The sequence below is a fragment of the Flavobacterium sp. Leaf82 genome (assembly GCF_001422725.1).
Classification (GTDB): Bacteria; Bacteroidota; Bacteroidia; order Flavobacteriales; family Flavobacteriaceae; genus Flavobacterium.
On record NZ_LMMA01000012.1, the window covers coordinates 573,993 to 595,976 of the forward strand.

16 protein-coding genes, 2 tRNA genes and 3 rRNA genes are annotated in these 21,984 nt (G+C 36.4%); 16 read left to right on the plus strand and 5 right to left on the minus strand.

Annotated elements, in window-relative coordinates; all coding sequences use genetic code 11:
* Window positions 1-56: 56 nt before the first annotated feature.
* Window positions 57-863 (minus strand): helix-turn-helix transcriptional regulator, encoded by an 807-nt coding sequence (locus ASF10_RS11055; protein ID WP_056248903.1) that lies wholly within the window; start codon window positions 861-863, stop codon window positions 57-59.
* Between the two features lie 95 nt (window positions 864-958).
* The gene (locus ASF10_RS11060) at window positions 959-1,552 is read right to left on the minus strand and encodes a GNAT family N-acetyltransferase (RefSeq protein ID WP_056248906.1); all 594 of its coding nucleotides are present in this window, start codon (window positions 1,550-1,552) and stop codon (window positions 959-961) included.
* A gap of 358 nt (window positions 1,553-1,910) precedes the next feature.
* Between ASF10_RS11060 and ASF10_RS11065 the strand changes: the two genes are divergently transcribed.
* The gene (locus ASF10_RS11065; protein ID WP_056248908.1) at window positions 1,911-3,254 is read left to right on the plus strand and encodes an FAD-dependent oxidoreductase; all 1,344 of its coding nucleotides are present in this window, start codon (window positions 1,911-1,913) and stop codon (window positions 3,252-3,254) included.
* A gap of 153 nt (window positions 3,255-3,407) precedes the next feature.
* Here the strand turns inward: ASF10_RS11065 and ASF10_RS11070 are convergent, their stop codons facing one another.
* Window positions 3,408-4,925, minus strand: coding sequence for a helicase HerA-like domain-containing protein (locus tag ASF10_RS11070; RefSeq protein WP_056248911.1), 1,518 nt, complete (start codon window positions 4,923-4,925; stop codon window positions 3,408-3,410).
* Between the two features lie 380 nt (window positions 4,926-5,305).
* Here ASF10_RS11070 and ASF10_RS11075 point away from each other — a divergent pair, with 380 nt between their 5' ends.
* The 8 genes from ASF10_RS11075 to ASF10_RS11110 all read left to right on the plus strand — a co-directional run bounded on the left by ASF10_RS11075 (window position 5,306) and on the right by ASF10_RS11110 (window position 11,796).
* Window positions 5,306-6,130: a MotA/TolQ/ExbB proton channel family protein gene (locus tag ASF10_RS11075; RefSeq protein WP_055093618.1), complete on the plus strand. Its 825-nt coding sequence runs from the start codon at window positions 5,306-5,308 to the stop codon at window positions 6,128-6,130.
* Window positions 6,131-6,186: 56 nt separating this feature from the next.
* Window positions 6,187-6,813: an ExbD/TolR family protein gene (locus ASF10_RS11080; protein WP_056248914.1), complete on the plus strand. Its 627-nt coding sequence runs from the start codon at window positions 6,187-6,189 to the stop codon at window positions 6,811-6,813.
* A gap of 19 nt (window positions 6,814-6,832) precedes the next feature.
* On the plus strand, window positions 6,833-7,396 hold the full coding sequence (locus ASF10_RS11085) for an ExbD/TolR family protein (RefSeq protein ID WP_056248917.1): 564 nt from the start codon (window positions 6,833-6,835) through the stop codon (window positions 7,394-7,396).
* A 30-nt stretch (window positions 7,397-7,426) separates the two neighbouring features.
* On the plus strand, window positions 7,427-8,227 hold the full coding sequence (locus tag ASF10_RS11090) for an energy transducer TonB (RefSeq protein WP_055093612.1): 801 nt from the start codon (window positions 7,427-7,429) through the stop codon (window positions 8,225-8,227).
* Complete coding sequence (locus ASF10_RS11095) at window positions 8,227-8,457, plus strand: hypothetical protein (RefSeq protein ID WP_056248919.1); 231 nt, start codon at window positions 8,227-8,229, stop codon at window positions 8,455-8,457. Before ASF10_RS11090 ends, ASF10_RS11095 begins: the two co-directional genes overlap by 1 nt.
* Window positions 8,458-8,459: 2 nt before the next feature.
* Window positions 8,460-9,380, plus strand: coding sequence for a PstS family phosphate ABC transporter substrate-binding protein (locus tag ASF10_RS11100; protein WP_056248921.1), 921 nt, complete (start codon window positions 8,460-8,462; stop codon window positions 9,378-9,380).
* 16 nt (window positions 9,381-9,396) lie between these two features.
* Window positions 9,397-11,064: a tetratricopeptide repeat protein gene (locus ASF10_RS11105; RefSeq protein ID WP_056248924.1), complete on the plus strand. Its 1,668-nt coding sequence runs from the start codon at window positions 9,397-9,399 to the stop codon at window positions 11,062-11,064.
* Between the two features lie 99 nt (window positions 11,065-11,163).
* Window positions 11,164-11,796: a 7-carboxy-7-deazaguanine synthase QueE gene (locus tag ASF10_RS11110; RefSeq protein WP_056248926.1), complete on the plus strand. Its 633-nt coding sequence runs from the start codon at window positions 11,164-11,166 to the stop codon at window positions 11,794-11,796.
* Between the two features lie 87 nt (window positions 11,797-11,883).
* On the opposite strand, the gene ASF10_RS11115 is transcribed toward ASF10_RS11110, so the two are convergent.
* Together ASF10_RS11115 and ASF10_RS11120 are read right to left on the minus strand one after the other, a co-directional pair.
* Complete coding sequence (locus tag ASF10_RS11115; RefSeq protein ID WP_056248929.1) at window positions 11,884-12,429, minus strand: YfiT family bacillithiol transferase; 546 nt, start codon at window positions 12,427-12,429, stop codon at window positions 11,884-11,886.
* 18 nt (window positions 12,430-12,447) lie between these two features.
* Window positions 12,448-13,155, minus strand: a complete 708-nt coding sequence (locus ASF10_RS11120) for a class I SAM-dependent methyltransferase (protein WP_056248932.1) — start codon at window positions 13,153-13,155, stop codon at window positions 12,448-12,450.
* Between the two features lie 74 nt (window positions 13,156-13,229).
* On the opposite strand from ASF10_RS11120, the gene ASF10_RS11125 reads away from it, so the two are divergent.
* The 7 genes from ASF10_RS11125 (at window position 13,230) to rrf (ending at window position 21,940) form a co-directional block, all read left to right on the plus strand.
* A complete protein-coding gene (locus ASF10_RS11125) occupies window positions 13,230-13,724 on the plus strand; it encodes a YkgJ family cysteine cluster protein (protein WP_056248936.1) in 495 nt (164 codons plus the stop codon).
* Window positions 13,725-13,835: 111 nt separating this feature from the next.
* Window positions 13,836-15,071, plus strand: coding sequence for an ABC transporter permease (locus tag ASF10_RS11130; RefSeq protein ID WP_056248939.1), 1,236 nt, complete (start codon window positions 13,836-13,838; stop codon window positions 15,069-15,071).
* A gap of 1,670 nt (window positions 15,072-16,741) precedes the next feature.
* Window positions 16,742-18,255, plus strand: a 16S ribosomal RNA gene (locus ASF10_RS11140).
* Between the two features lie 123 nt (window positions 18,256-18,378).
* Window positions 18,379-18,452: transfer RNA gene (locus tag ASF10_RS11145), tRNA-Ile, on the plus strand.
* 106 nt (window positions 18,453-18,558) lie between these two features.
* A tRNA-Ala gene (locus ASF10_RS11150) sits at window positions 18,559-18,632 on the plus strand.
* 155 nt (window positions 18,633-18,787) lie between these two features.
* Window positions 18,788-21,671, plus strand: a 23S ribosomal RNA gene (locus ASF10_RS11155).
* 159 nt (window positions 21,672-21,830) lie between these two features.
* Window positions 21,831-21,940, plus strand: a 5S ribosomal RNA gene (gene rrf, locus ASF10_RS11160).
* The 16S, 23S and 5S rRNA genes sit together here with 2 tRNA genes alongside, the layout of an rRNA operon.
* The last annotated feature ends 44 nt before the right edge of the window (window positions 21,941-21,984 follow it).

The following is a 21,984-nucleotide window of genomic DNA, read 5'->3' on the forward strand; positions in this document are numbered from 1 at the left end:
ATGATTTTGCAATATTACCTCAAACATTGCTAATAAAATTGTACAAATGCGAAATGTTATCTTTTTTTAGAAAGAAAATAAGAATCAGAATTGAAAGTTTTCGGAGTCGTTTTGGTCACATCTTTGAATTTTTTTATAAAATGCGACTGGTCAAAATATTTGTTATAAAGTGCAACTTCGGTCAAACTCAGTTTTTCAGGATTAGAATTTACCATTTGATCGACTGATTTTCTGAACTTGAGAATTTGAATGTAATTTTTAATCGTAAGTCCTGTTGCAATTTTAAATTTAATCTGAAGCGATCTTTGCGAAGAATTCAGGTTTTTTCCAATTTCAGAAACCGTAATTTCTTCGTTATGAAATTTAATGATTTCGCAAATCTTTTCGACGGTGTTTTTGATTGGATATGAAGTGTTTAATTCTTCGAAATAAGAATTAATTGTATTTAATAATGCTGAAATATCACTATTTAAATCAGTTTCAATTTTGTTTTGAAAAGGCAATTCGGCAGCATCAATTTTGATAATAGCATCTGAAAAATTATTCAAATCATATTTTGGAAACATAGAAAGTGTCCAGGCATGTAATTGAATAATCGTGACTTTAGTCTTAGGCTGAATATTAACCAAAACTTTATTGGTCATTTGCGAACAAAAGTAGAATCCTTCGTTCATTGTATATTTGTTTTTACTTGTGTGAACTTCTATCGAGTTTCCGCTAACAATGGCAAGATTAAAACAGCCATTAGGTAAAACAAGTTTGTTTTCGATCAGGCTTTCGCCGATGCTGTTATCGAGACACCAAATTTTATTGACAAATCGCTCAGATTTTTCATTTACATAATATTCTGAATATAGGTTCATTCTGGGTAATATGTTAGCGATTTTTGTGCTACTTTAGTTTAGAAAGTCCAAGCTAAAGTAACACTTTTTATCTAACAAAAGTGAGATAAGATATCTCATATAAACTCAGAAAAATACTCTCGTTTAGTATTTTCCCATTCTTCCAAAATCACACTATAATAAACATCATCTTTACTTTTTCCTTCAGAGTCTACATAGTTGTTTCTAAAGATACCTTCTTTTATGGCACCCAACTTTTCAATTGCCCGTTGTGATTTTTTGTTTTCAAGGTCAGCACTAAATTGTATTCTTTTAAATTGAATATTTTCGAAACCAAAATTTAATAATTCGTACTTACAAGCTTTATTTAAGCCCGTTCCCTGAAATTGTTTTCCGTACCATGTCCAGCCAATTTCGCATTTTTGGCTCGCGTGATTTAGATATCCGTAACGAGTACTTCCTGTAACTTTGTTTGTGGCTTTGTCTATTATTAAAAACGGATAACAAATTCCGTCTGCTTTTTGTTTTAAAGAGGTTTTGATATAATTTTCGAAGTCAGCATCATTTTGAACATACATTCCCATGTATTTCCAGATTTCATCATCGAAAATAATTTCTTTGAGTTCGATATTTCTTTCGTTTTCAAATGGGAGTAATAATACTTTATCGTTTTCAAGAATGATATCGGATCGTAATAGTTCGCTTTTCATGGTGTTTATTTAAGTAAAGTAGTTTGGTTATTACCCGCAGATCTGTTTAATCCGTCGCATCCGTGGGCTGATTTTTTTTCTTATAAAGCGAAAATAGGTTTTTCTGTATTTCTAATAAATCATTAAAAACTGGAATTTGTTATGAAAATGAGACTCGCATGAGGGATAGAGGCGGTATCTCGCTATTTAGAAAAACAAGGCTTTTTGCCGTAGTTTTTGTTAATAGGGAATATAGCCGAAAGCCCGACCCGCTTTTTTCGGCGGGACATGCCCATATTAATCATAAATATTTCCTTTATTTTTAAGCTCTTGTAGAATTATTACTTATTTTTACGATCTTATATTTAGATTTTTCTTGATGCAAACTCCACTAAAAATTGCTGTTGTAGGTTCTGGATTGGTAGGATCACTATTGGCAATTTATCTCAAAAAAGAAGGTCACATCGTTCATGTTTATGATCGTAGTCCTGATATTCGTAAAATTAATTTTTCGGGTCGTTCTATAAATTTAGCTATGTCTAATCGTGGCTGGAAAGCCCTTGACGGAGTTGGCGTTGGCGATTCGGTTCGTGAAATCGCAATTCCTATGGACAAACGTGCAATTCATTTGGTCGATAAACTCAATTTTCAGAACTATGGGCAGGAAGGCGAGTCGATTTTTTCGATTTCGAGAGGAACGCTGAACAGGAAAATGATTGATCTGGCTGAACAAGCCGGAGCCGAATTTTACTTTGAACAAAAAATCTGGGACGTGACACTTAGCGATGCAACTTTGCATATTGGTGAAACCGAAAGAGGCGAGTGGGAGGAGATAAAATACGATATGGTTTTTGGTGCCGATGGTGCTTTTTCGAGAATCCGCCATAGAATGCAACGCCAAAGCATGTTTAATTATTCTCAGGAATTTTTGAATATGGGATACAAAGAATTAAATATTCCGGCAAATCCTGATGCAACACATAAACTGGATAAAAATTCATTTCATATTTGGCCTCGTGGCGAATATATGTTAATCGCACTTCCTAATCTTGACGGAAGTTTTACCTGTACTTTGTTCATGCCTTTTGAAGGAGAAAATTCGTTTGCATCGCTTACAGATCGTAAAATGGTAGAAGATTTCTTTGAGAAAAACTTTCCGGATTCGATTGAAGTGATTCCAAAATTAGCAGAAGATTTCTTTAAGAATCCAACCAGTACTTTGGTTACGATGAAATGTTTTCCCTGGACGTATGAAAACAAAATAGCTTTAATTGGAGATGCCTGTCATGCTATTGTTCCGTTTTACGGACAAGGAATGAATGCCGGTTTTGAAGATATCACGGTTTTAAATGAAATGATCGAAAAATATGGAGACGACTGGAAGAAGATTTTCTCTGAATATGAAATTTCCCGTAAGCCAAATGCTGATGCAATCGCAGAACTCTCCTACCGAAATTTCATGGAAATGAGTACAAAGACGGCAGATGAAAAATTCTTATTGCAAAAGAAAATAGAAAAAGCTTTCTCTGATAAACATCCTGATAAATGGATTCCGCTTTATAGTCGTGTTACTTTTAGTGATCGTCCTTATGCCGAAGCTTTGGCTATTGGTGATTTTCAAAACGGAATTATGGAAGAAATTTTAAAACTCAATAACATCGAAAATATTTGGAACACACCAGAAATCGAAAATAAGATTCTCGAGTTGTTGCAAAACGCATAGTTTTTTGAACCATATAAGTGATCTAAGTTTATTTAAAGCTTTATATAATTGAACCCGACAAGTTTTAAAACCTGTCGGGTTTGATATTTATATACTCGATATAATTGTACACATAAATTAACTTATATCACTTATATGGTTTGATTTATTTCATTACTTTTTGAATATCTTGGTTAATACGCCAAAAACTCCTCTTATAAAGGTAGCACTTGTAACGACTTTTAAAACTGATTTTGTGACCACACTTGTTGTGCTTTCTTCAGTTTTTGAAGATCTTGTTGGTGCTTGTTCTTGTCTTTCAGCAGTTGCTTGCGCTGCATCGGCAATTTTTTTGTTTAGGATTTCGTAAGCACTTTCACGATCAATTTCTTCAGCGTATTTTCTAACAAGCTTAGATTTGCTGTTAATAGCCTCAATTTCATCAGCAGATAAAACATCCATTCGGCTCATTGGCGCGCGCATCATGGTCGCGACAAGTGGTGTTGGAATCCCCTTTTCGTTTAATGCTGTCACCAAGGCTTCTCCAATTCCTAAACTGGTCAGTAATTCATCTGTTTTATAATATTGTGAAGTAGGGTAATTATCAGCTGTTTTTTTGATTGCCTGACGATCGTTTGCTGTAAACGCCCTTAAAGCATGTTGAATTTTTAGTCCTAATTGAGCCAATACGCCACTTGGAACGTCCATTGGATTTTGAGTTACAAAATAAATACCAACACCTTTAGAACGAATCAGTTTTACAATAGTTTCAATTTGTTCCAGAAGGGCTTTGCTGGCTTCGCTAAAAATCAAATGTGCTTCGTCAATAAAAATCACCAATTCAGGTTGTTCCGCATCTCCTTTTTCAGGCATTTTTTGATATATTTCAGCCAATAAACTCAACATAAAAGTCGAGAATAATTTTGGTTTGTCCTGAATATCCGTCAAGCGGATAATGTTTACATATCCTTTTCCGTTTTCATCAATACGCATTAAATCATCAGTTTCAAAAGAAGTTTCCCCAAAGAATAAATCTCCGCCTTGTTGTTCAAGTTCAATGATTTTTCTAAGAATTGTTCCGGTTGTTGCTGTGGAAATTTTACCATAGCTAGCCGCAATTTCCTCTTTTCCTTCTTCGGTAATATAATTGATAACTTTTTTGATGTCTTTTAAATCTAATAAAGGCATTTGGTTATCATCGCAATATTTAAAGATAACGGATACGACACCTGCCTGAGTATCATTTAAATCTAAAATTCTGGAAAACAAAACAGGACCAAATTCAGAAACCGTAGCACGTAAACGAACTCCGTTTTGCTTAGATAAAGACATAAGCTCAACCGGAAATGCTGCTACATTATAAGGTATATTTATTTTTGCATGTCGTTCTGTAATAAAACCTTCTTCTTTACCTTCTTTCGCAATTCCGCTAAAATCTCCTTTAATATCCATCATCAAAACAGGAATCCCGGCATTTGACAACTGTTCAGAAAAAACCTGAATAGTTTTGGTTTTTCCAGTTCCGGTTGCTCCGGCTATAAGTCCGTGGCGATTTAAAGTTTTTAATGGGATTTTGACATGAGCTTCAGGAAGTGGTTCCCCGTCAAGAATGGCTCCTCCCAGTATTATACTATCACCTTTCGACATATAACCATTGTTTATATCCTGAATGAAATTTTCTTTTTTATTCATGTTTTTATTTGTAATTTAGATGATTATAAGAATATTGTTTGGTTTTTTAACATTTTAGACTTATTTTTTTTAGTAGGAAAAAGCTATTTTTGATTGAAAAATATATAAAAAATAATTTCGCAACTTTTTAAGAAGATATCAAAGGAATGTTTGAATATTTACTAAAACGTTGTAATTTTCCCATTAATCGTCCCGTTTTTTGTTTTATCTAAAAAATGATGGGGGCAATTTAATGAGATATTTTTTAAATTGACGTTAAATTTCGTTCAATTAAATTAAAAAAAGTTTTTTTATTTAAACTAAACGTATAAATTTGCTCCTCTACAAGTTAAATATAACTAAAAAATAAAAATTATTTAAAACTATTAAAATTAAAAAAAATGGCAAACGTTAAAGTTAAAAAAGAAAGCACTTCAAATGGAGGAGGAATGATTACAGGAATCATTATTGTTGCGTGTATCTTAGTTGGGGTGTTTATTTGGAAAGTAATCATGGGAGATGCTGCTAACTTCGAAGGAGGTAATCCAGAAACAGGTCATCCAATCAATACATTAGGACAGGTTTATAAAGGAGGTTTTATTGTACCAGTATTATTAGGTATGTTTTTAATGGTTGTTGTTTTTTCAATTGAAAGATTTATCGTTATTGGTAAAGCAGCAGGAAAAGCTAACTTAGACAAATTCATGAAAAGCGTTCAGGGAAATATTAAAGAAGGAAACATCGAGGCTGCAATCGCTTCATGTGACAAACAACAAGGTTCAGTTGCAAATGCAATTAAATCTGCTTTGATTAAATACCAAGACGTTAAAAAAGAAGGATTCAACAGTGAGGAAGCTGCAGAAGTAATCCACAAAGAAATCGAAGAGGCAACTTCATTAGAAATGCCAATGTTAGAAAAAAACATGACTATTATCTCTACTTTAGTATCTTTAGGTACATTAGGAGGATTATTAGGAACAGTATCAGGTATGATTAAAGCGTTTGGTGCGTTAGCTTCTGCTGGAACTCCAGACCAGGCAGCTCTTGCAACAGGTATTTCTGAGGCACTTATCAACACTGCAACAGGTATCTCTACTTCAATCTTAGCGATCGTTTCTTATAACTTCTTTACTGCTAAAATTGATGATTTAACTTACTCTATCGATGAGGCTGGTACTACAATTGTAAATACTTACAGAAGATTCAGAGGAAGTTTGAAACAATAATTAATTTTTGATTATTAATAATTACAATTAATTATATCAAATTAAAATAAAAGATAATGGCTAAAATAAAAATGAAAAAAAAGTCAACATCGACAGATATGACTGCCATGTGTGATGTTGCGTTCCTTTTGCTTACGTTCTTTATTTTGACCGCTACTGCTAAAGTGCCTGAAGCACTTCCTGTAGATATGCCTTCATCTGTTGCTCAAACTAAATTGCCGGATTCTGATTTAGCAATTATTACAATAGGAACAGGAAAAGATGGAAAAAGCAAAGTGTTTTTTGACATAAAAGGAAGAGAGATTCGTAAAAGAACTCTTGAAGGAATGGGTGCAAAATTCGGTGTGACTTTTTCAGAAGATGATAAAACTAAATTTGCTTTAATGGATGACTTCGGTGTGCCAATAACAAATTTGAAACAAATCATTGACATGAAAGCGGCTGACAGAACTAAAGCTGATCAACCTGGAATTCCAATAGATTCGTTAGACAATCAATTAAAAGAGTGGCTTTTGGTTTCAAGAAGAGCTGCAATTGATCTTGATGATAAAGAATTACAAATTGCGATAAAAGGTGATGCTAAAGAACAATATCCACAAATCAAAAAGATAATGGATATTTTACAAGATCAGAAAATCAATTCCTTTAACTTAGTTACAGGTACGAGAGGAAGAGACTTTTAATTAAAAAATATACACTAAAATGGCTGAATTAAATACCGGCGACGGTGGTGGCGGAAAAGGTGGTAAAGTAAGAAGTAAAAAGCAGAATTCTAAAGTCGATTTAACAGCGATGGTGGATTTGGCATTCTTATTGATCACATTCTTTATGTTAACCACATCGTTGTCAAAACCTCAATCAATGGATTTGTCATTGCCAGATAAAGAAGATGATCCAACAAAGAAAGTTGATACGAAAGTAGATGAGAATCGTACGATGACAGTTATGCTGGGTGCTGATAATAAAATGGTTTACTATATGGGATTGCTTGCAACTCCAAAAATTGGACCTAAAGATATCGCCTATGGTAAAGATGGAATTCGTAAAGAACTATTGACTCAGAAAAAAGCAGTATTGGCTTACTCTACAGCTTTAGGGAAACCTAAAAACGGAATTATAGTTATTATTAAGCCAACTAAAAAATCAAATTACCGCAATTTGGTTGATATTTTGGACGAGATGGCTATCTCTGGTGTAGATACTTATGCTATTGTTCCTGAGTTTACTCCGGAAGAGACGAAATTAATAGATAAAAAACCAGAGTAATCTAGTTTTAATCCTTAATAATCAAGAAAAATGAAATTAGATATAATTAAAAATCAATGGCTTGATATCGTATTCGAAGGACGTAATAAGATATATGGGGCATATGAATTAAGAAAATCGAATAATAAGACTACTGTAAAGGCTCTTATAATAGGTTCGCTTATCTTCAGTGTTGCTGTTGCAGCTCCTCTTATTGCAAGCTTTTTACCAGATTCTGAAGAAGAAGTGGTAAATAACGATATTAAAATTGCTACAGTAAAATTACCTCCTAAGAAAGAGGAAATTAAGCCAAATCAACCACCACCACCACCACCACCACCAAAAGTGGATCAGGTTAAGTTTGTGAAACCGGTAGTTGCTAAAGCAAATGAAGTTACTGAAGACCCACCAAAAATTGTGGATCTTAAAGATAAAAAAGTTGGTAACGAAACTATCAAAGGAGATCCGGACGCAGTTTTAACTGTTGACGAACCAGTTGGTAAAGGACCAGTTACGGAGATCATTCAGGAAGATAACAATGTTTATAATACTGCAGGTATCGAAGTAAAACCAGATTTCCCTGGAGGTATTGAAAAATTCTACAAATTCGTAGGAAATAATTACAAGACTCCGGAAGAAGAAGGTTTAAAAGGTAAAGTTTATGTTACTTTTGTAGTTGAAAAAGACGGTTCATTAACCGACATTAAAGTTTTAAGGGATATCGGTTACGGTACAGGAGCAGAAGCAATTCGTGTTCTTAAAAAATGTCCAAAATGGACTCCCGGCGAGCAAAATGGTAAAAAAGTTAGGGTTCTTTACTCTCTTCCTATTACTATTCAATCTGCAGAATAATGTTAAAAGATAAGCTTAATAATATTCAGAAGAAATCGCTCAAAGAGCGATTTCTTCTTGTTTTAGGAATAATGTTTTTTTTAATATATCTTGTACTGGGTTTAATGATTATGTTCTGGGAAAAACTCCCATTAGATATGGAACCTAAATACAGATATGCTTTTGGCGGATTATTGATCGTATATTCAGCAATTCGTTTTCTAAGATTAATTAATTCAAATGCAGAATAATTATGTTGAAATATGGTAAAATTGTAGCTTTCATAGTTTTTGTTTTTTTGTTTGCCATGTGCAACCAAAAAAGTAAAAATGAAGCTGATAATGAAACAATTTTAAAGGGATCAATTGACATTACTGTAGATGAAACAGTAAAACCTATTGTCGAAGATATGGTGGCTGTTTTTGAAGGAACTTATTACGATGATAAGATTTCGCTTAAACCTAAATCTGAAGCAGAACTTATAAATGATTTATTAAATCAAAAAGCAAAAGTAGCTGTTACAACCAGAGACTTGACTAAGGAAGAAAAAGCGAGATTCGAAAAAAGTAAAATCAATCCCAGAGTTACACTTTTTGCTAAAGATGCAATTGCTTTTGTTACTAATAAAGGCAATAATGATACATTAATTGCGTTGAAAACGGTAATTGATTTTATGCAAGGTAAAGATTCCGGAATAAAAGGTCTTGTGTTTGATAATCCAAATTCTAGTACAGTAAGATACATGAAGGAATTGGCGAAAGTGAAAGATATTCCTTCAAAGAATGTGTTTTCTTTTAAAACTAATGATGAAGTTATTAAATTCGTTTCAGAGAATGACGGAATGATTGGTGTAGTAGGAGTAAATTGGCTTTATCAGCCATCTCCAAACATGCTGGATATTATTAAAAAAATAAACGTCATGAGCGTTAAAGGGTTAAATGGTGATAAATATTACGATCCGACCCAAAATGATCTTGGAGAAATGAAATATCCTTTGGCACGCGATTTGTTTATTATAAATTGTCAGGGATATACAGGTTTAGGAATGGGGTTCGCTTCGTTTATTTCAGGAGACATTGGACAACGTATTGTTTTAAAATCAGGATTATTACCTATTAGAACTCCAGGAAGAAAACTTAAAATTAGAAGTCAAATTATAAACGATAAAGAATAAATTAATTACAATTAAGATGAATAAATTTAAAATTTTTAGTCTTGCCTTAGTTGCTTCAGCTACTGTTGCAAAAGCGCAAGATATCAAAGAAGCTAAAAAAGCAATCGATGCTGAACAATTTCAAAAAGCAAAATCTTTGCTTAAATCAATCATCAAAGCAAAACCGTCTGATGGAGAAGCAAATTTTGTTTTAGGTAATGTATATTTAAATCAATCTATTGTTGATTCTGCTAAAATTTATTACTCAAACGGATTACAGGCATCAGATAAAAAGAACTTAAATTATATTGGGTTAGGTCAGATAGATCTTGATAGCAAGAACGCTACTGCAGCTCAGGCTAATTTTGGTTTGGCTACAAAAGATATGAAACGTAAAGATGTAGAGGAATTTATTTACATTGGTCGAGCATATATCAACTCAACTAGTCCGGATTATACAAATGCTGTTGCTGTTTTAAAACGTGCCTTATTGATTGAGCCACAAAATGCAACTGCACTTTTAACAATTGGAGATGCTTATTATGGAGCAAACAATCAAAATGATGCTTATAAAGCTTACCGTGACGCATTTACTGCAGATCCAACACTTTTAAGAGCAAAAATGCAATTAGGAGTTTTATTAAAAGGTGCTAAATCTTATGAAGAAGCAATTAAATCTTTTAATGAAGTTATCGCATTAAATCCTAATTATGGTCCTGTTTACAGAGAATTGGCTGAAACATATTACAAATGGGGAAGAAATAAAACATCTACCGCTAAAGTTAATATGCAAAATGCAATTACAAACTACGAAAAATACCTAAGTCTTACAGATTACTCTTTAGATTCTAAAATGCGTCATGCAGATTTCTTAATCTTAGTAAAAGATTATAAAACTCTTGAAACAGTAGCAAACAAAATGATTGCTGAAGATAAAGTTAATCCAAGAATTTACAGATATTTAGGGTATGCTGCTTACGAAAACGGAAATGTTGATGTAGCAATTAAATCTATAGAAGATTTTATTAAAGTACCTTCGAACAAAGTAATTGGTAGAGATTATTTATATTTAGGTTTATCTAAAATTAAAAAAGGGACTAATGCTGAAGGAGTTGTAGATCAGGCTGCTTTTGATGCAGGTGTTGCAGATATTAAAAAAGCTATTGAATTAGAGCCTTTAGTAGTAGAAGAACTTGCTGATTTTGGAAAAGCATTGTTTGGGAAAAAACAATATATTCAGGCAGCTTCTATTTTTGAACTTGGTGCTAGTAATGCAGAATCTAAAAATTATCTTGATGATTTAGTTTATTATGGTATTTCAGTTTATTATGGTAACGCTGGTAAAACGGCAGAAACTCGTGATGCAGCTGCATTGCAAAAAGCAGATGCTACTTTTGATAAAGTTTTAACGGCTTCTCCTACTTATGATGAAGCATATTTATATAAAGGAAGAATCAACAGTTTATTAGACAAAGATGATTTGATTATAAAAAACTATAATGAGTATTTGACTAAAACTACAGCTAAAGGTGCTGAAGAATTAGCGAAACCTGCTACTGTTAAAAAAGTTATTGAATCTTATAATGCAATTGGTGCTGCTTATGCAAACACTGATAAAGCAAAAGCAATTGAGTATTTCAACAAAACTTTAGTTTTAGATCCTGCAAATACATATGCTGCACAATCTGTAAAAGCTTTAAAATAATATAAGATCTTTATTAAATATAAAACCGATAGTTCTTTGAACTATCGGTTTTTTTTGTTCCGTATTTAATTGACTATCTTTGCACTTTAAATTGAAATAATGTTATCAAAAGAAATACAATTAGAAGTAAATAAAGGAGCTATGTTGCCTTTGATGGAAGAATTTTATACCATTCAGGGAGAAGGTTTTCATACAGGAACCGCGGCTTACTTTATACGAATTGGAGGTTGCGATGTTGGTTGTCACTGGTGTGATGTGAAGGAGAGCTGGAATGCAGAATTACATCCGCCTACAAGTGTTGATTTAATTGTAAATAATGCAGCAACCCAAGCAGATACTGTTGTGATTACTGGTGGCGAGCCTTTAACCTGGGATATGACTTTGTTGACTCAGGAGTTAAAAAACAGAAACCTAAAAGTTCATATAGAAACCTCAGGAGCATATCCGTTAAGTGGAACCTGGGATTGGATCTGTCTTTCGCCAAAAAAGAATAAATTGCCAACGCAAACCGTGTATGATAATGCACATGAATTAAAAGTAATTATCTATAACAAACACGATTTTATTTTTGCAGAAGAACAAGCTGAGTTAGTAAGTGACAATGCTATTTTGTTTTTACAGCCAGAATGGAGCAAGAAAGAAGAAATGACACCTTTGATTGTTGATTATGTAATGAACAATCCAAAGTGGAGAGTTTCCCTTCAAACACATAAATATTTAAATATTCCCTAAAGGATATAAAAAAATCTCTTTAGTCGAAGAGATTTTTTTGTTTAGGATAAATAATATACAGTGTGTAAAAAAAGAAACATGTATTTTTTATTTCCAGTTTTTATATTTTTTTAAAGTAGTAATATGTGCTAAATGATGATTTCCGTGCCAGGCATATGTTCCAATTAGTTGTTTTATTTTGTATTCTGAATTATTCTCAGGATGAATAAATGATTTTTCAAGATCGTTATCAGATAAATTTCTCAGAATGTAACCCAGTCTGAAATGTAAACCTTTCAATAAAGTTAATGTAGGCTGAATTGGCATATTTAAATTATCAGGCAATTCAGACCACAAAGTTTCATCATAAGGCTTTATCACTGGATTATTTTCTGTCAAAGACCATTTTATTCTGATAAAACAATTCATATGACTTTCTGCGCAATGATGAATTACTTGTCGAACCGTCCATCCGTCGGGACGATATGGCGTGTTCAATTGTTCGTCAGTCAAATGAATAGTTTCTTTTTTCAGTTTTTCAGGAAAAGATTCGATCTCGAGAATTTTATCGGAAATATATTCAGGACTAAATTCCTTCGGAAATTCAAATTTTCCTATCGGATACTTTAATTTTTCTAAATCTGATGTTTCCATGATTATTGATTTTTTATTTTAAATCGAAAGTTTGGCCAAATAATCATAATGTTCGCCTTCTAAAATTAGCTCACATTTAAGTCCGTTTGCAATTGCAGCATTCTGAAGTGTGTTGTAATGTAAGTACAACCAATCAAATGGTTCTTCTTTCTCGCCTTTATAAGAAATATTAAAAACAAGTTCCCCATAATAGTCATTATTAGACGGAATCCATTTTCCGCCATCTTCATCTTCATCAAACATATAAATGATATCAGAACTATCTAATAAGATTTGTCCGCCTGGATTCAAAAGAGATTTTAGTTTTGATAGAAATTTATTGCAATTTTCCAATTTTCCAAAAATACCAACACCGTTCATTAATAAAATAATTGTATCGAATTTTTCTCCTTCAAAATTCAATATGTTTTGAACTTTTGGATTTTTTACACCACGAAGTTTACAGGTTTCAATTGCTTTTTCTGAAATATCAATTGACGTAACCTCTAAATTGCGGTCATTTTGCAAAGATAAGCTATGACTTCCGGCACCACAGCCAACGTCTAATATTTTTCCACTTGCTAATTGTAACGCTTTTTGCTCCAATTTTGGCATATCATCATAAGAACGGAATAAATAATCAATACTCATTTCATCTTCTTCAGAAATCGTAGTTTCTGTAATGATGTCTTCAGGAGAATTATTGGTTTGAAAGTCGAACATCGCTTTCCCAAATAGATCTTTCATCGTATTTTAGTTCAAAGTTTAGGGTTTCAAGTTTAAAGTTGTTTAATTTTGCACATCAACTTTAAAAAGTAAACTTGAAACAAATTTTAAATAACTTAAATAAGTTAGCCAAAGATAAGCATATCGAAAACAAAAAGTATTTTGATAAGCTGAAAAAGAAACAGCCTAAGAATTTAGATTACGTCATGCAGGATTTGCATGATGCGGAATTTAAAAAGACAGATTGTTTACAATGTGCCAATTGCTGTAAAACAACTGGACCTTTATTTACTTTGGCGGATATCGAAAGAATTTCAAAATCGTTCAGGCAAAAACCACAGCAATTCATAGAACAATATCTTCGAATTGATGAAGATAAAGATTATGTTTTAAAAAGTGTCCCTTGTACTTTTCTGGATAGCGAAAATTATTGTATGATTTATGACGTTCGTCCAAAAGCATGCAGAGAGTTTCCGCATACAGATCGTAAAAAGTTTAATCAAATTACAGATCTTACTTTAAAAAATGTTGCTATTTGTCCTGCTGCATATAATATAGTAGAAGAAATGAAAAAGAAACTTCCGCTGTAAGATATAGATCTTGTTATTGTTTTTAGAAGCAATTGATTTTTACTTTTTAAAATGTATTTTTGATTCGGATGAAAAACTCCGTTATAATAATTAATAAAAGACAACTGAAATTTGAATTTAGAATATTTCATAGCCAGAAGACTTATAACTGCAAAAGATTATAAAAGCAGTATATCAGCGCCAATTATAAAAATTGCTATTACTGCAATTGCAATTGGAATTATTATGATGATCGTTTCAGTTGCTACCGGCATTGGTTTGCAGCAAAAGATACGTGATAAAGTTTCAGCTTTCAACGGTCAGATTATAATATCAAATTTTGACAATAACAATTCTGAAGTTACTCTAACTCCAATTTCCAAAAAACAGGATTTTTATCCCAATTTCAAATCAGTTCCAGAGGTAAGTCATATTCAGGCAATCGCAAGTAAGGCTGGAATCATTAGAACTGAAAATGCTTTTGAAGGAATTGTTTTCAAAGGTGTAGGAGCAGATTACGACTGGAATAATATAAAAGAGTACATTGTTGATGGCAAAGTACCTGATTTTTCTAAAACTTTAAATGAGGAAGTTTTAATATCCAGGCTTCTCGCAGATCGGCTTAATTTAAAAGTTGGAGATAATTTCAATACATTCTTTATTAAAGAAGAACAAGGAAAAATGCCAAACAGTCGTAGATTCAAAATTTCGGGTATTTTTAATTCAGGATTTCAGCAATTCGATGCTACCTATATAATAGGAGACATTCGTCACATTCAGCGTATCAATAAATGGAGTCCGGATCAAGTTGGAGCTTTCGAGGTATTTGTGAAAGACTTCGATAATATCAAAACAACCGGTAGTCAAATATACGATCATACATCGTCTACTTTAGATACAAAAACCATAATCGAAAAATACAACTATATTTTTGATTGGCTACAATTGTTCGATTTCAATATTGTCGTTATTCTGGGCGTTATGATTTTAGTTGCAACCATTAATATGGTTGTTGCTTTATTAGTACTTATATTAGAGCGTACACAAATGATCGGAATTCTGAAAGCAATGGGAGCAAACAACTGGACAGTTCGCAAGATATTTTTATACAACGCATTCTATCTCATCATACGGGGATTGTTTTGGGGTAACTTAATAGGTGTCGCAATATTATTAATCCAGCAGCAATTCGGAGTAGTGCAGTTAAATCCTGAAAACTACTACGTCAATCAGGCACCGGTATATTTAAACTGGGGATATATAGCCCTGCTAAATTTACTTACTATAACAGTTTGTTTTGTCGTGTTGTTAATTCCGTCTTATATAATAACAAAGATTTCACCGGTCAAAGCAATTCGTTTCGAATAAATGGCTATAATCTTTATGTAACCCGACAGGTTTTTAAAACCTGTCGGGTTTGTTATTATTTGGAATAGTTTGTCCGGCTGAGGAAGTCGAAGTCTTTGGAATTTGGAATTTGAAAAAAAATTGGAATTTTAAAGTTCAGGAGCTATTTCCCGCTATCCGTTCCAATCTTTTGTGCCGAACACCGGCACAAAAGGATTTCCACTTCTATCCGGGCTAGGGCATAGGTTTTCATAATCATTATAACGAAAGAACCCATAAAAACCTGTCGGGTTTGTTATTATTTGGAATAGTTTGTCCGGCTGAGGAAGTCGAAGTCTTTGGAATTTGGAATTTGAAAAAAATTGGAATTTTAAAGTTCAGGAGCTATTTCCCGCTATCCGTTCCAATCTTTTGTGCCGAACACCGGCACAAAAGGATTTCCACTTCTATCCGGGCTAGGGCATAGGTTTTCATAAGAAGAGTATCTATATATAAGTATAAAAAGAAACTTCGCGATCTCATAGTAAACTATTGAAGCGGTATAAAAAATAAGTTTAGTGTCTTTGCGCCTTTTCGAGATTAAAAAACGCAGTAAAAAGAGCTTTGTGCTTTAGTGTCTTCGTGGCAAACTGGTCTAAAGCCATTAATTTACCTATTACAAAGTCCTCATTAAAGGATATAAAAATCTGTGAAACCTATAAAAACGGGACTTATTCAAAGCGGCTTATTAAGGAAACCCCAATGCGTAGCTGAAAAACCTCACAAAAGGCAAAAAAGGTAAAAAGCTAAGTTTGGTGTTATCAGAGTGTTAAGAAAAAGTTTTAAAAAACATTGAAATTATGCAATAAAAAAGCTTGTAAATGTAAATAAAGGGTCTACTTTTGCACCCGCAACNGTGTTATCAGAGTGTTAAGAAAAAGTTTTAAAAAACATTGAAATTATGCAATAAAAAAGCTTGTAAATGTAAATAAAGGGTCTACTTTTGCACCCGCAACAGCGATAGACGTTCASTGAAATACCGGCAAGCAATTGAGATCAGAACGAAAATTTATTTTCAAAAAAAGATTAAGAAAAGCTTGTGGGAATTGAAAGAAAGTTTTAAGTTTGCACCCCGCAAAACACGGAAAGTTCATTGATAAAAAAAAAGATTAAGAAAAGCTTGTGGGAATTGAAAGAAAGTTTTAAGTTTGCACCCCGCAAAACACGGAAAGTTCATTGATAAGTTGGTAAGGTTTGAGAAGGAAAAAGGGAATTAAATTTTCTTAAAAAAAAACTTCAAAAAACATTTGCCATTTAGAAATAAKTTTTCTACTTTTGCACCCGCTTTGAGAAACAAGCGAAACAAAATTGAAACACGTTCGTAGACATATTGAATTGACAGCCGTTTTAACAGAGATGTTARAACAAAAGAATAAGAGTAATGGAAGCGAAACAAAATTGAAACACGTTCGTAGACATATTGAATTGACAGCCGTTTTAACAGAGATGTTARAACAAAAGAATAAGAGTAATGGAATCGAGAGATTTGAAAAGAACCGATAGRGAAAACATCGAATAATAAATAGCTTTAAGYRATTAARGCGCACAATATACGATGAAGAGTTTGATCCTGGCTCAGGATGAACGCTAGCGGCAGGCTTAACACATGCAAGTCGAGGGGTAGGGTTCTTCGGAACCTGNGCGCACAATATACGATGAAGAGTTTGATCCTGGCTCAGGATGAACGCTAGCGGCAGGCTTAACACATGCAAGTCGAGGGGTAGGGTTCTTCGGAACCTGAGACCGGCGCACGGGTGCGTAACGCGTATGCAATCTACCTTTTACAGAGGGATAGCCCAGAGAAATTTGGATTAATACCTCATAGTATATAGACTCGGCATCGAGATTATATTAAAGTCACAACGGTAAAAGATGAGCATGCGTCCCATTAGCTAGTTGGTAAGGTAACGGCTTACCAAGGCTACGATGGGTAGGGGTCCTGAGAGGGAGATCCCCCACACTGGTACTGAGACACGGACCAGACTCCTACGGGAGGCAGCAGTGAGGAATATTGGACAATGGGCGCAAGCCTGATCCAGCCATGCCGCGTGCAGGATGACGGTCCTATGGATTGTAAACTGCTTTTATACGAGAAGAAACACTCCGACGTGTYGGAGCTTGACGGTATCGTAAGAATAAGGATCGGCTAACTCCGTGCCAGCAGCCGCGGTAATACGGAGGATCCAAGCGTTATCCGGAATCATTGGGTTTAAAGGGTCCGTAGGCGGTTTAATAAGTCAGTGGTGAAAGCCCATCGCTCAACGGTGGAACGGCCATTGATACTGTTAAACTTGAATTATTAGGAAGTAACTAGAATATGTAGTGTAGCGGTGAAATGCTTAGAGATTACATGGAATACCAATTGCGAAGGCAGGTTACTACTAATGGATTGACGCTGATGGACGAAAGCGTGGGTAGCGAACAGGATTAGATACCCTGGTAGTCCACGCCGTAAACGATGGATACTAGCTGTTGGAAGCAATTTCAGTGGCTAAGCGAAAGTGATAAGTATCCCACCTGGGGAGTACGTTCGCAAGAATGAAACTCAAAGGAATTGACGGGGGCCCGCACAAGCGGTGGAGCATGTGGTTTAATTCGATGATACGCGAGGAACCTTACCAAGGCTTAAATGTAGATTGACCGTTTTGGAAACAGAACTTTCGCAAGACAATTTACAAGGTGCTGCATGGTTGTCGTCAGCTCGTGCCGTGAGGTGTCAGGTTAAGTCCTATAACGAGCGCAACCCCTGTTGTTAGTTGCCAGCGAGTCATGTCGGGAACTCTAACAAGACTGCCAGTGCAAACTGTGAGGAAGGTGGGGATGACGTCAAATCATCACGGCCCTTACGCCTTGGGCTACACACGTGCTACAATGGCCGGTACAGAGAGCAGCCACTGGGCGACCAGGAGCGAATCTATAAAACCGGTCACAGTTCGGATCGGAGTCTGCAACTCGACTCCGTGAAGCTGGAATCGCTAGTAATCGGATATCAGCCATGATCCGGTGAATACGTTCCCGGGCCTTGTACACACCGCCCGTCAAGCCATGGAAGCTGGGGGTGCCTGAAGTCGGTGACCGCAAGGAGCTGCCTAGGGTAAAACTGGTAACTAGGGCTAAGTCGTAACAAGGTAGCCGTACCGGAAGGTGCGGCTGGAACACCTCCTTTCTAGAGCCCCAAGTGTTAGTGGAAACACACGCTGGGGAAAAAAGATGTCTATTTATTGGATCTGAATTTTGAAATTCAATTACTCTTGCTGTTAGTTCAAATAATAAATTTTAAGTAAAACAGAGTCTCGTAGCTCAGCTGGTTAGAGTACTACACTGATAATGTAGGGGTCGGCAGTTCGAGTCTGCCCGGGACTACTATTTGACTTAAAAAAGGAAATTCTGGAAGTTGGGATTCACCACAGGAAATTAGAGAAGAATTAGAAATCTAAAATCTGAATTCTACAATCTAAGATTGAAAAATGGGGGATTAGCTCAGCTGGCTAGAGCGCCTGCCTTGCACGCAGGAGGTCAACGGTTCGACTCCGTTATTCTCCACAAAAGCGAAAGCTTACRGCTTACGGCTTATGGCCTAAAGCAAAACAAAGTTCATTGACATATTGAGATAAGAAAATAATAAAAAGTAGAAAGCGTTTTTTGTTATAACTAACAAAAGACAAAAAAAACGGTCCTAATTGATTTTAGGATTGGTACAATAAGCAAAATAAGGGCGTATGGGGGATGCCTTGGCTCTCAGAGGCGATGAAAGGCGTGATAAGCTGCGAAAAGCTGCGGGGACGGGCACACACCGATTGATCCGCAGATACCTGAATGGGGCAACCCACTATGTTGAAGACATAGTACACCGATAGGTGGGCAAACCCGCTGAACTGAAACATCTAAGTAGGCGGAGGAGAAGAAAACAAAAGTGATTCCGTAAGTAGTGGCGAGCGAACGCGGATTAGCCCAAACCAATGTTGTTACGGCAATGTTGGGGTTGTAGGACCACGATATTTTATGTACAAGGAACCGGAAGTTACTGGAAAGTGACGCCATAGAGGGTGATAGCCCCGTATGGGTAACGAGTATAATAGATAGTGGTATCCTGAGTAGGGCGGGGCACGTGAAACCCTGTCTGAATTTGGCGGGACCATCCGCTAAGGCTAAATACTCCTGAGAGACCGATAGTGAACCAGTACCGTGAGGGAAAGGTGAAAAGAACCGTGAATAACGGAGTGAAATAGATCCTGAAACCATACGCTTACAAGCGGTCGGAGCCCTTTTGTGGGGTGACGGCGTGCCTTTTGCATAATGAGCCTACGAGTTAACGTTGCTGGCAAGGTTAAGTGGTTAAGCCACGGATCCGTAGCGAAAGCGAGTCTGAATAGGGCGCTTTAGTCAGTAGTGTTAGACGCGAAACCGTGTGATCTACCCATGGGCAGGATGAAGCTGTGGTAACACATAGTGGAGGTCCGAACCGGTTGACGTTGAAAAGTCTTCGGATGACCTGTGGGTAGGGGTGAAAGGCCAATCAAACTCGGAAATAGCTCGTACTCCCCGAAATGCATTTAGGTGCAGCGCTGTGCATAAAGTTATATAGAGGTAGAGCTACTGATTGGATGCGGGGGCTTCACCGCCTACCAATTCCTGACAAACTCCGAATGCTATATAATGTTTCACAGCAGTGAGGGCTTGGGTGCTAAGGTCCAAGTCCGAGAGGGAAAGAACCCAGACCATCAGCTAAGGTCCCCAAATATATACTAAGTTGAAAGAACGAGGTTTGTCTGCCCAGACAGCTAGGATGTTGGCTTGGAAGCAGCCATTCATTTAAAGAGTGCGTAACAGCTCACTAGTCGAGCGGACGAGCATGGATAATAATCGGGCATAAGTATATTACCGAAGCTATGGATTTAGAGTTTACTCTAAGTGGTAGGGGAGCATTCTAACAGGGTTGAAGGTGTATCGTAAGGTATGCTGGACTGGTTAGAAAAGAAAATGTAGGCATAAGTAACGATAATGCGGGCGAGAAACCCGCACACCGAAAAACTAAGGTTTCCACAGCTATGCTAATCAGCTGTGGGTTAGTCTGGTCCTAAGGCGAACCCGAAAGGGACAGTCGATGGCTAACGGGTTAATATTCCCGTACTACTAATTACTGTGATGGGGTGACGGAGTGATGAAAGCGCCGCGAACTGACGGAATAGTTCGTTGAAGTACCTACCTATAAGATGCGCAGGCAAATCCACGCGTCTTGGGGAAATACGATAGTACTCGGAGTCTTCGGACAAAGAGATAGTGCGCCTAAGGGCTTCCAAGAAAAACCTCTAAACTTCAGGTAATTAGTACCAGTACCGTAAACCGACACAGGTAGTTGAGGAGAGAATCCTAAGGTGCTCGAGAGATTCATGGCTAAGGAATTAGGCAAAATAGACCTGTAACTTCGGGAGAAAGGTCGCCCTGAGCAATCAGGGCCGCAGTGAAGAGGTCCAGGCGACTGTTTATCAAAAACACAGGGCTCTGCAAAATCGTAAGATGAAGTATAGGGCCTGACACCTGCCCGGTGCTGGAAGGTTAAGAGGAGATGTTATCTTCGGAGAAGCATTGAATTGAAGCCCCAGTAAACGGCGGCCGTAACTATAACGGTCCTAAGGTAGCGAAATTCCTTGTCGGGTAAGTTCCGACCTGCACGAATGGTGTAACGATCTGGACACTGTCTCAGCCATGAGCTCGGTGAAATTGTAGTAACGGTGAAGATGCCGTTTACCCGCAGTGGGACGAAAAGACCCTGTGCACCTTTACTATAGCTTAGTATTGACCTTGGATAAATGATGTGTAGGATAGGTTGGAGACTGTGAAGTGGCGTCGCCAGGCGTTGTGGAGTCATTGTTGAAATACAACCCTTTGTTTATCTGAGGCCTAACCCCGTTTTGCGGGGGACATTGCTTGGTGGGTAGTTTGACTGGGGTGGTCGCCTCCAAAAGAGTAACGGAGGCTTCTAAAGGTTCCCTCAGTACGCTTGGTAACCGTGCGTAGAGTGCAATGGCATAAGGGAGCTTGACTGAGAGACATACAGGTCGATCAGGTACGAAAGTAGAGCATAGTGATCCGGTGGTTCCGCATGGAAGGGCCATCGCTCAAAGGATAAAAGGTACGCCGGGGATAACAGGCTGATCTCCCCCAAGAGCTCATATCGACGGGGGGGTTTGGCACCTCGATGTCGGCTCGTCACATCCTGGGGCTGGAGAAGGTCCCAAGGGTTGGGCTGTTCGCCCATTAAAGTGGCACGCGAGCTGGGTTCAGAACGTCGTGAGACAGTTCGGTCTCTATCTACTGTGGGCGTTAGAAATTTGAGTGGATCTGATTCTAGTACGAGAGGACCGAATTGGACAAACCTCTAGTGTATCTGTTGTCCCGCCAGGGGCACCGCAGAGTAGCTACGTTTGGAAGGGATAAGCGCTGAAAGCATATAAGCGCGAAACCCACCACAAGATGAGATTTCTTTTAAGGATCGTGGAAGATGACCACGTTGATAGGCTATAGATGTAAAGGCAGTAATGTCATAGTCGAGTAGTACTAATAATCCGTAAGCTTATGTACACCCTTTTCCTCCGGGGCAACCCGGAGGAAGAAACTTTCTAAAATAGTAAATAAAAGTACTTTTCTTTATCTCAGTATGTTAAGATATTATTTTAATTATTAATGGTTAATGATCAATTATTAATTAAAAGCAAATTGCCCAAAGCAATTATAACTTCTTAAGGTGGTTATTGCGGCGGGGCTCACCTCTTCCCATCCCGAACAGAGTAGTTAAGCCCGCCTGCGCAGATGGTACTGCAGTTATGTGGGAGAGTATGTCGTCGCCTTTCTTTTTAAAAACCCTGATTCCAAAGAATCAGGGTTTTTTGTTTTA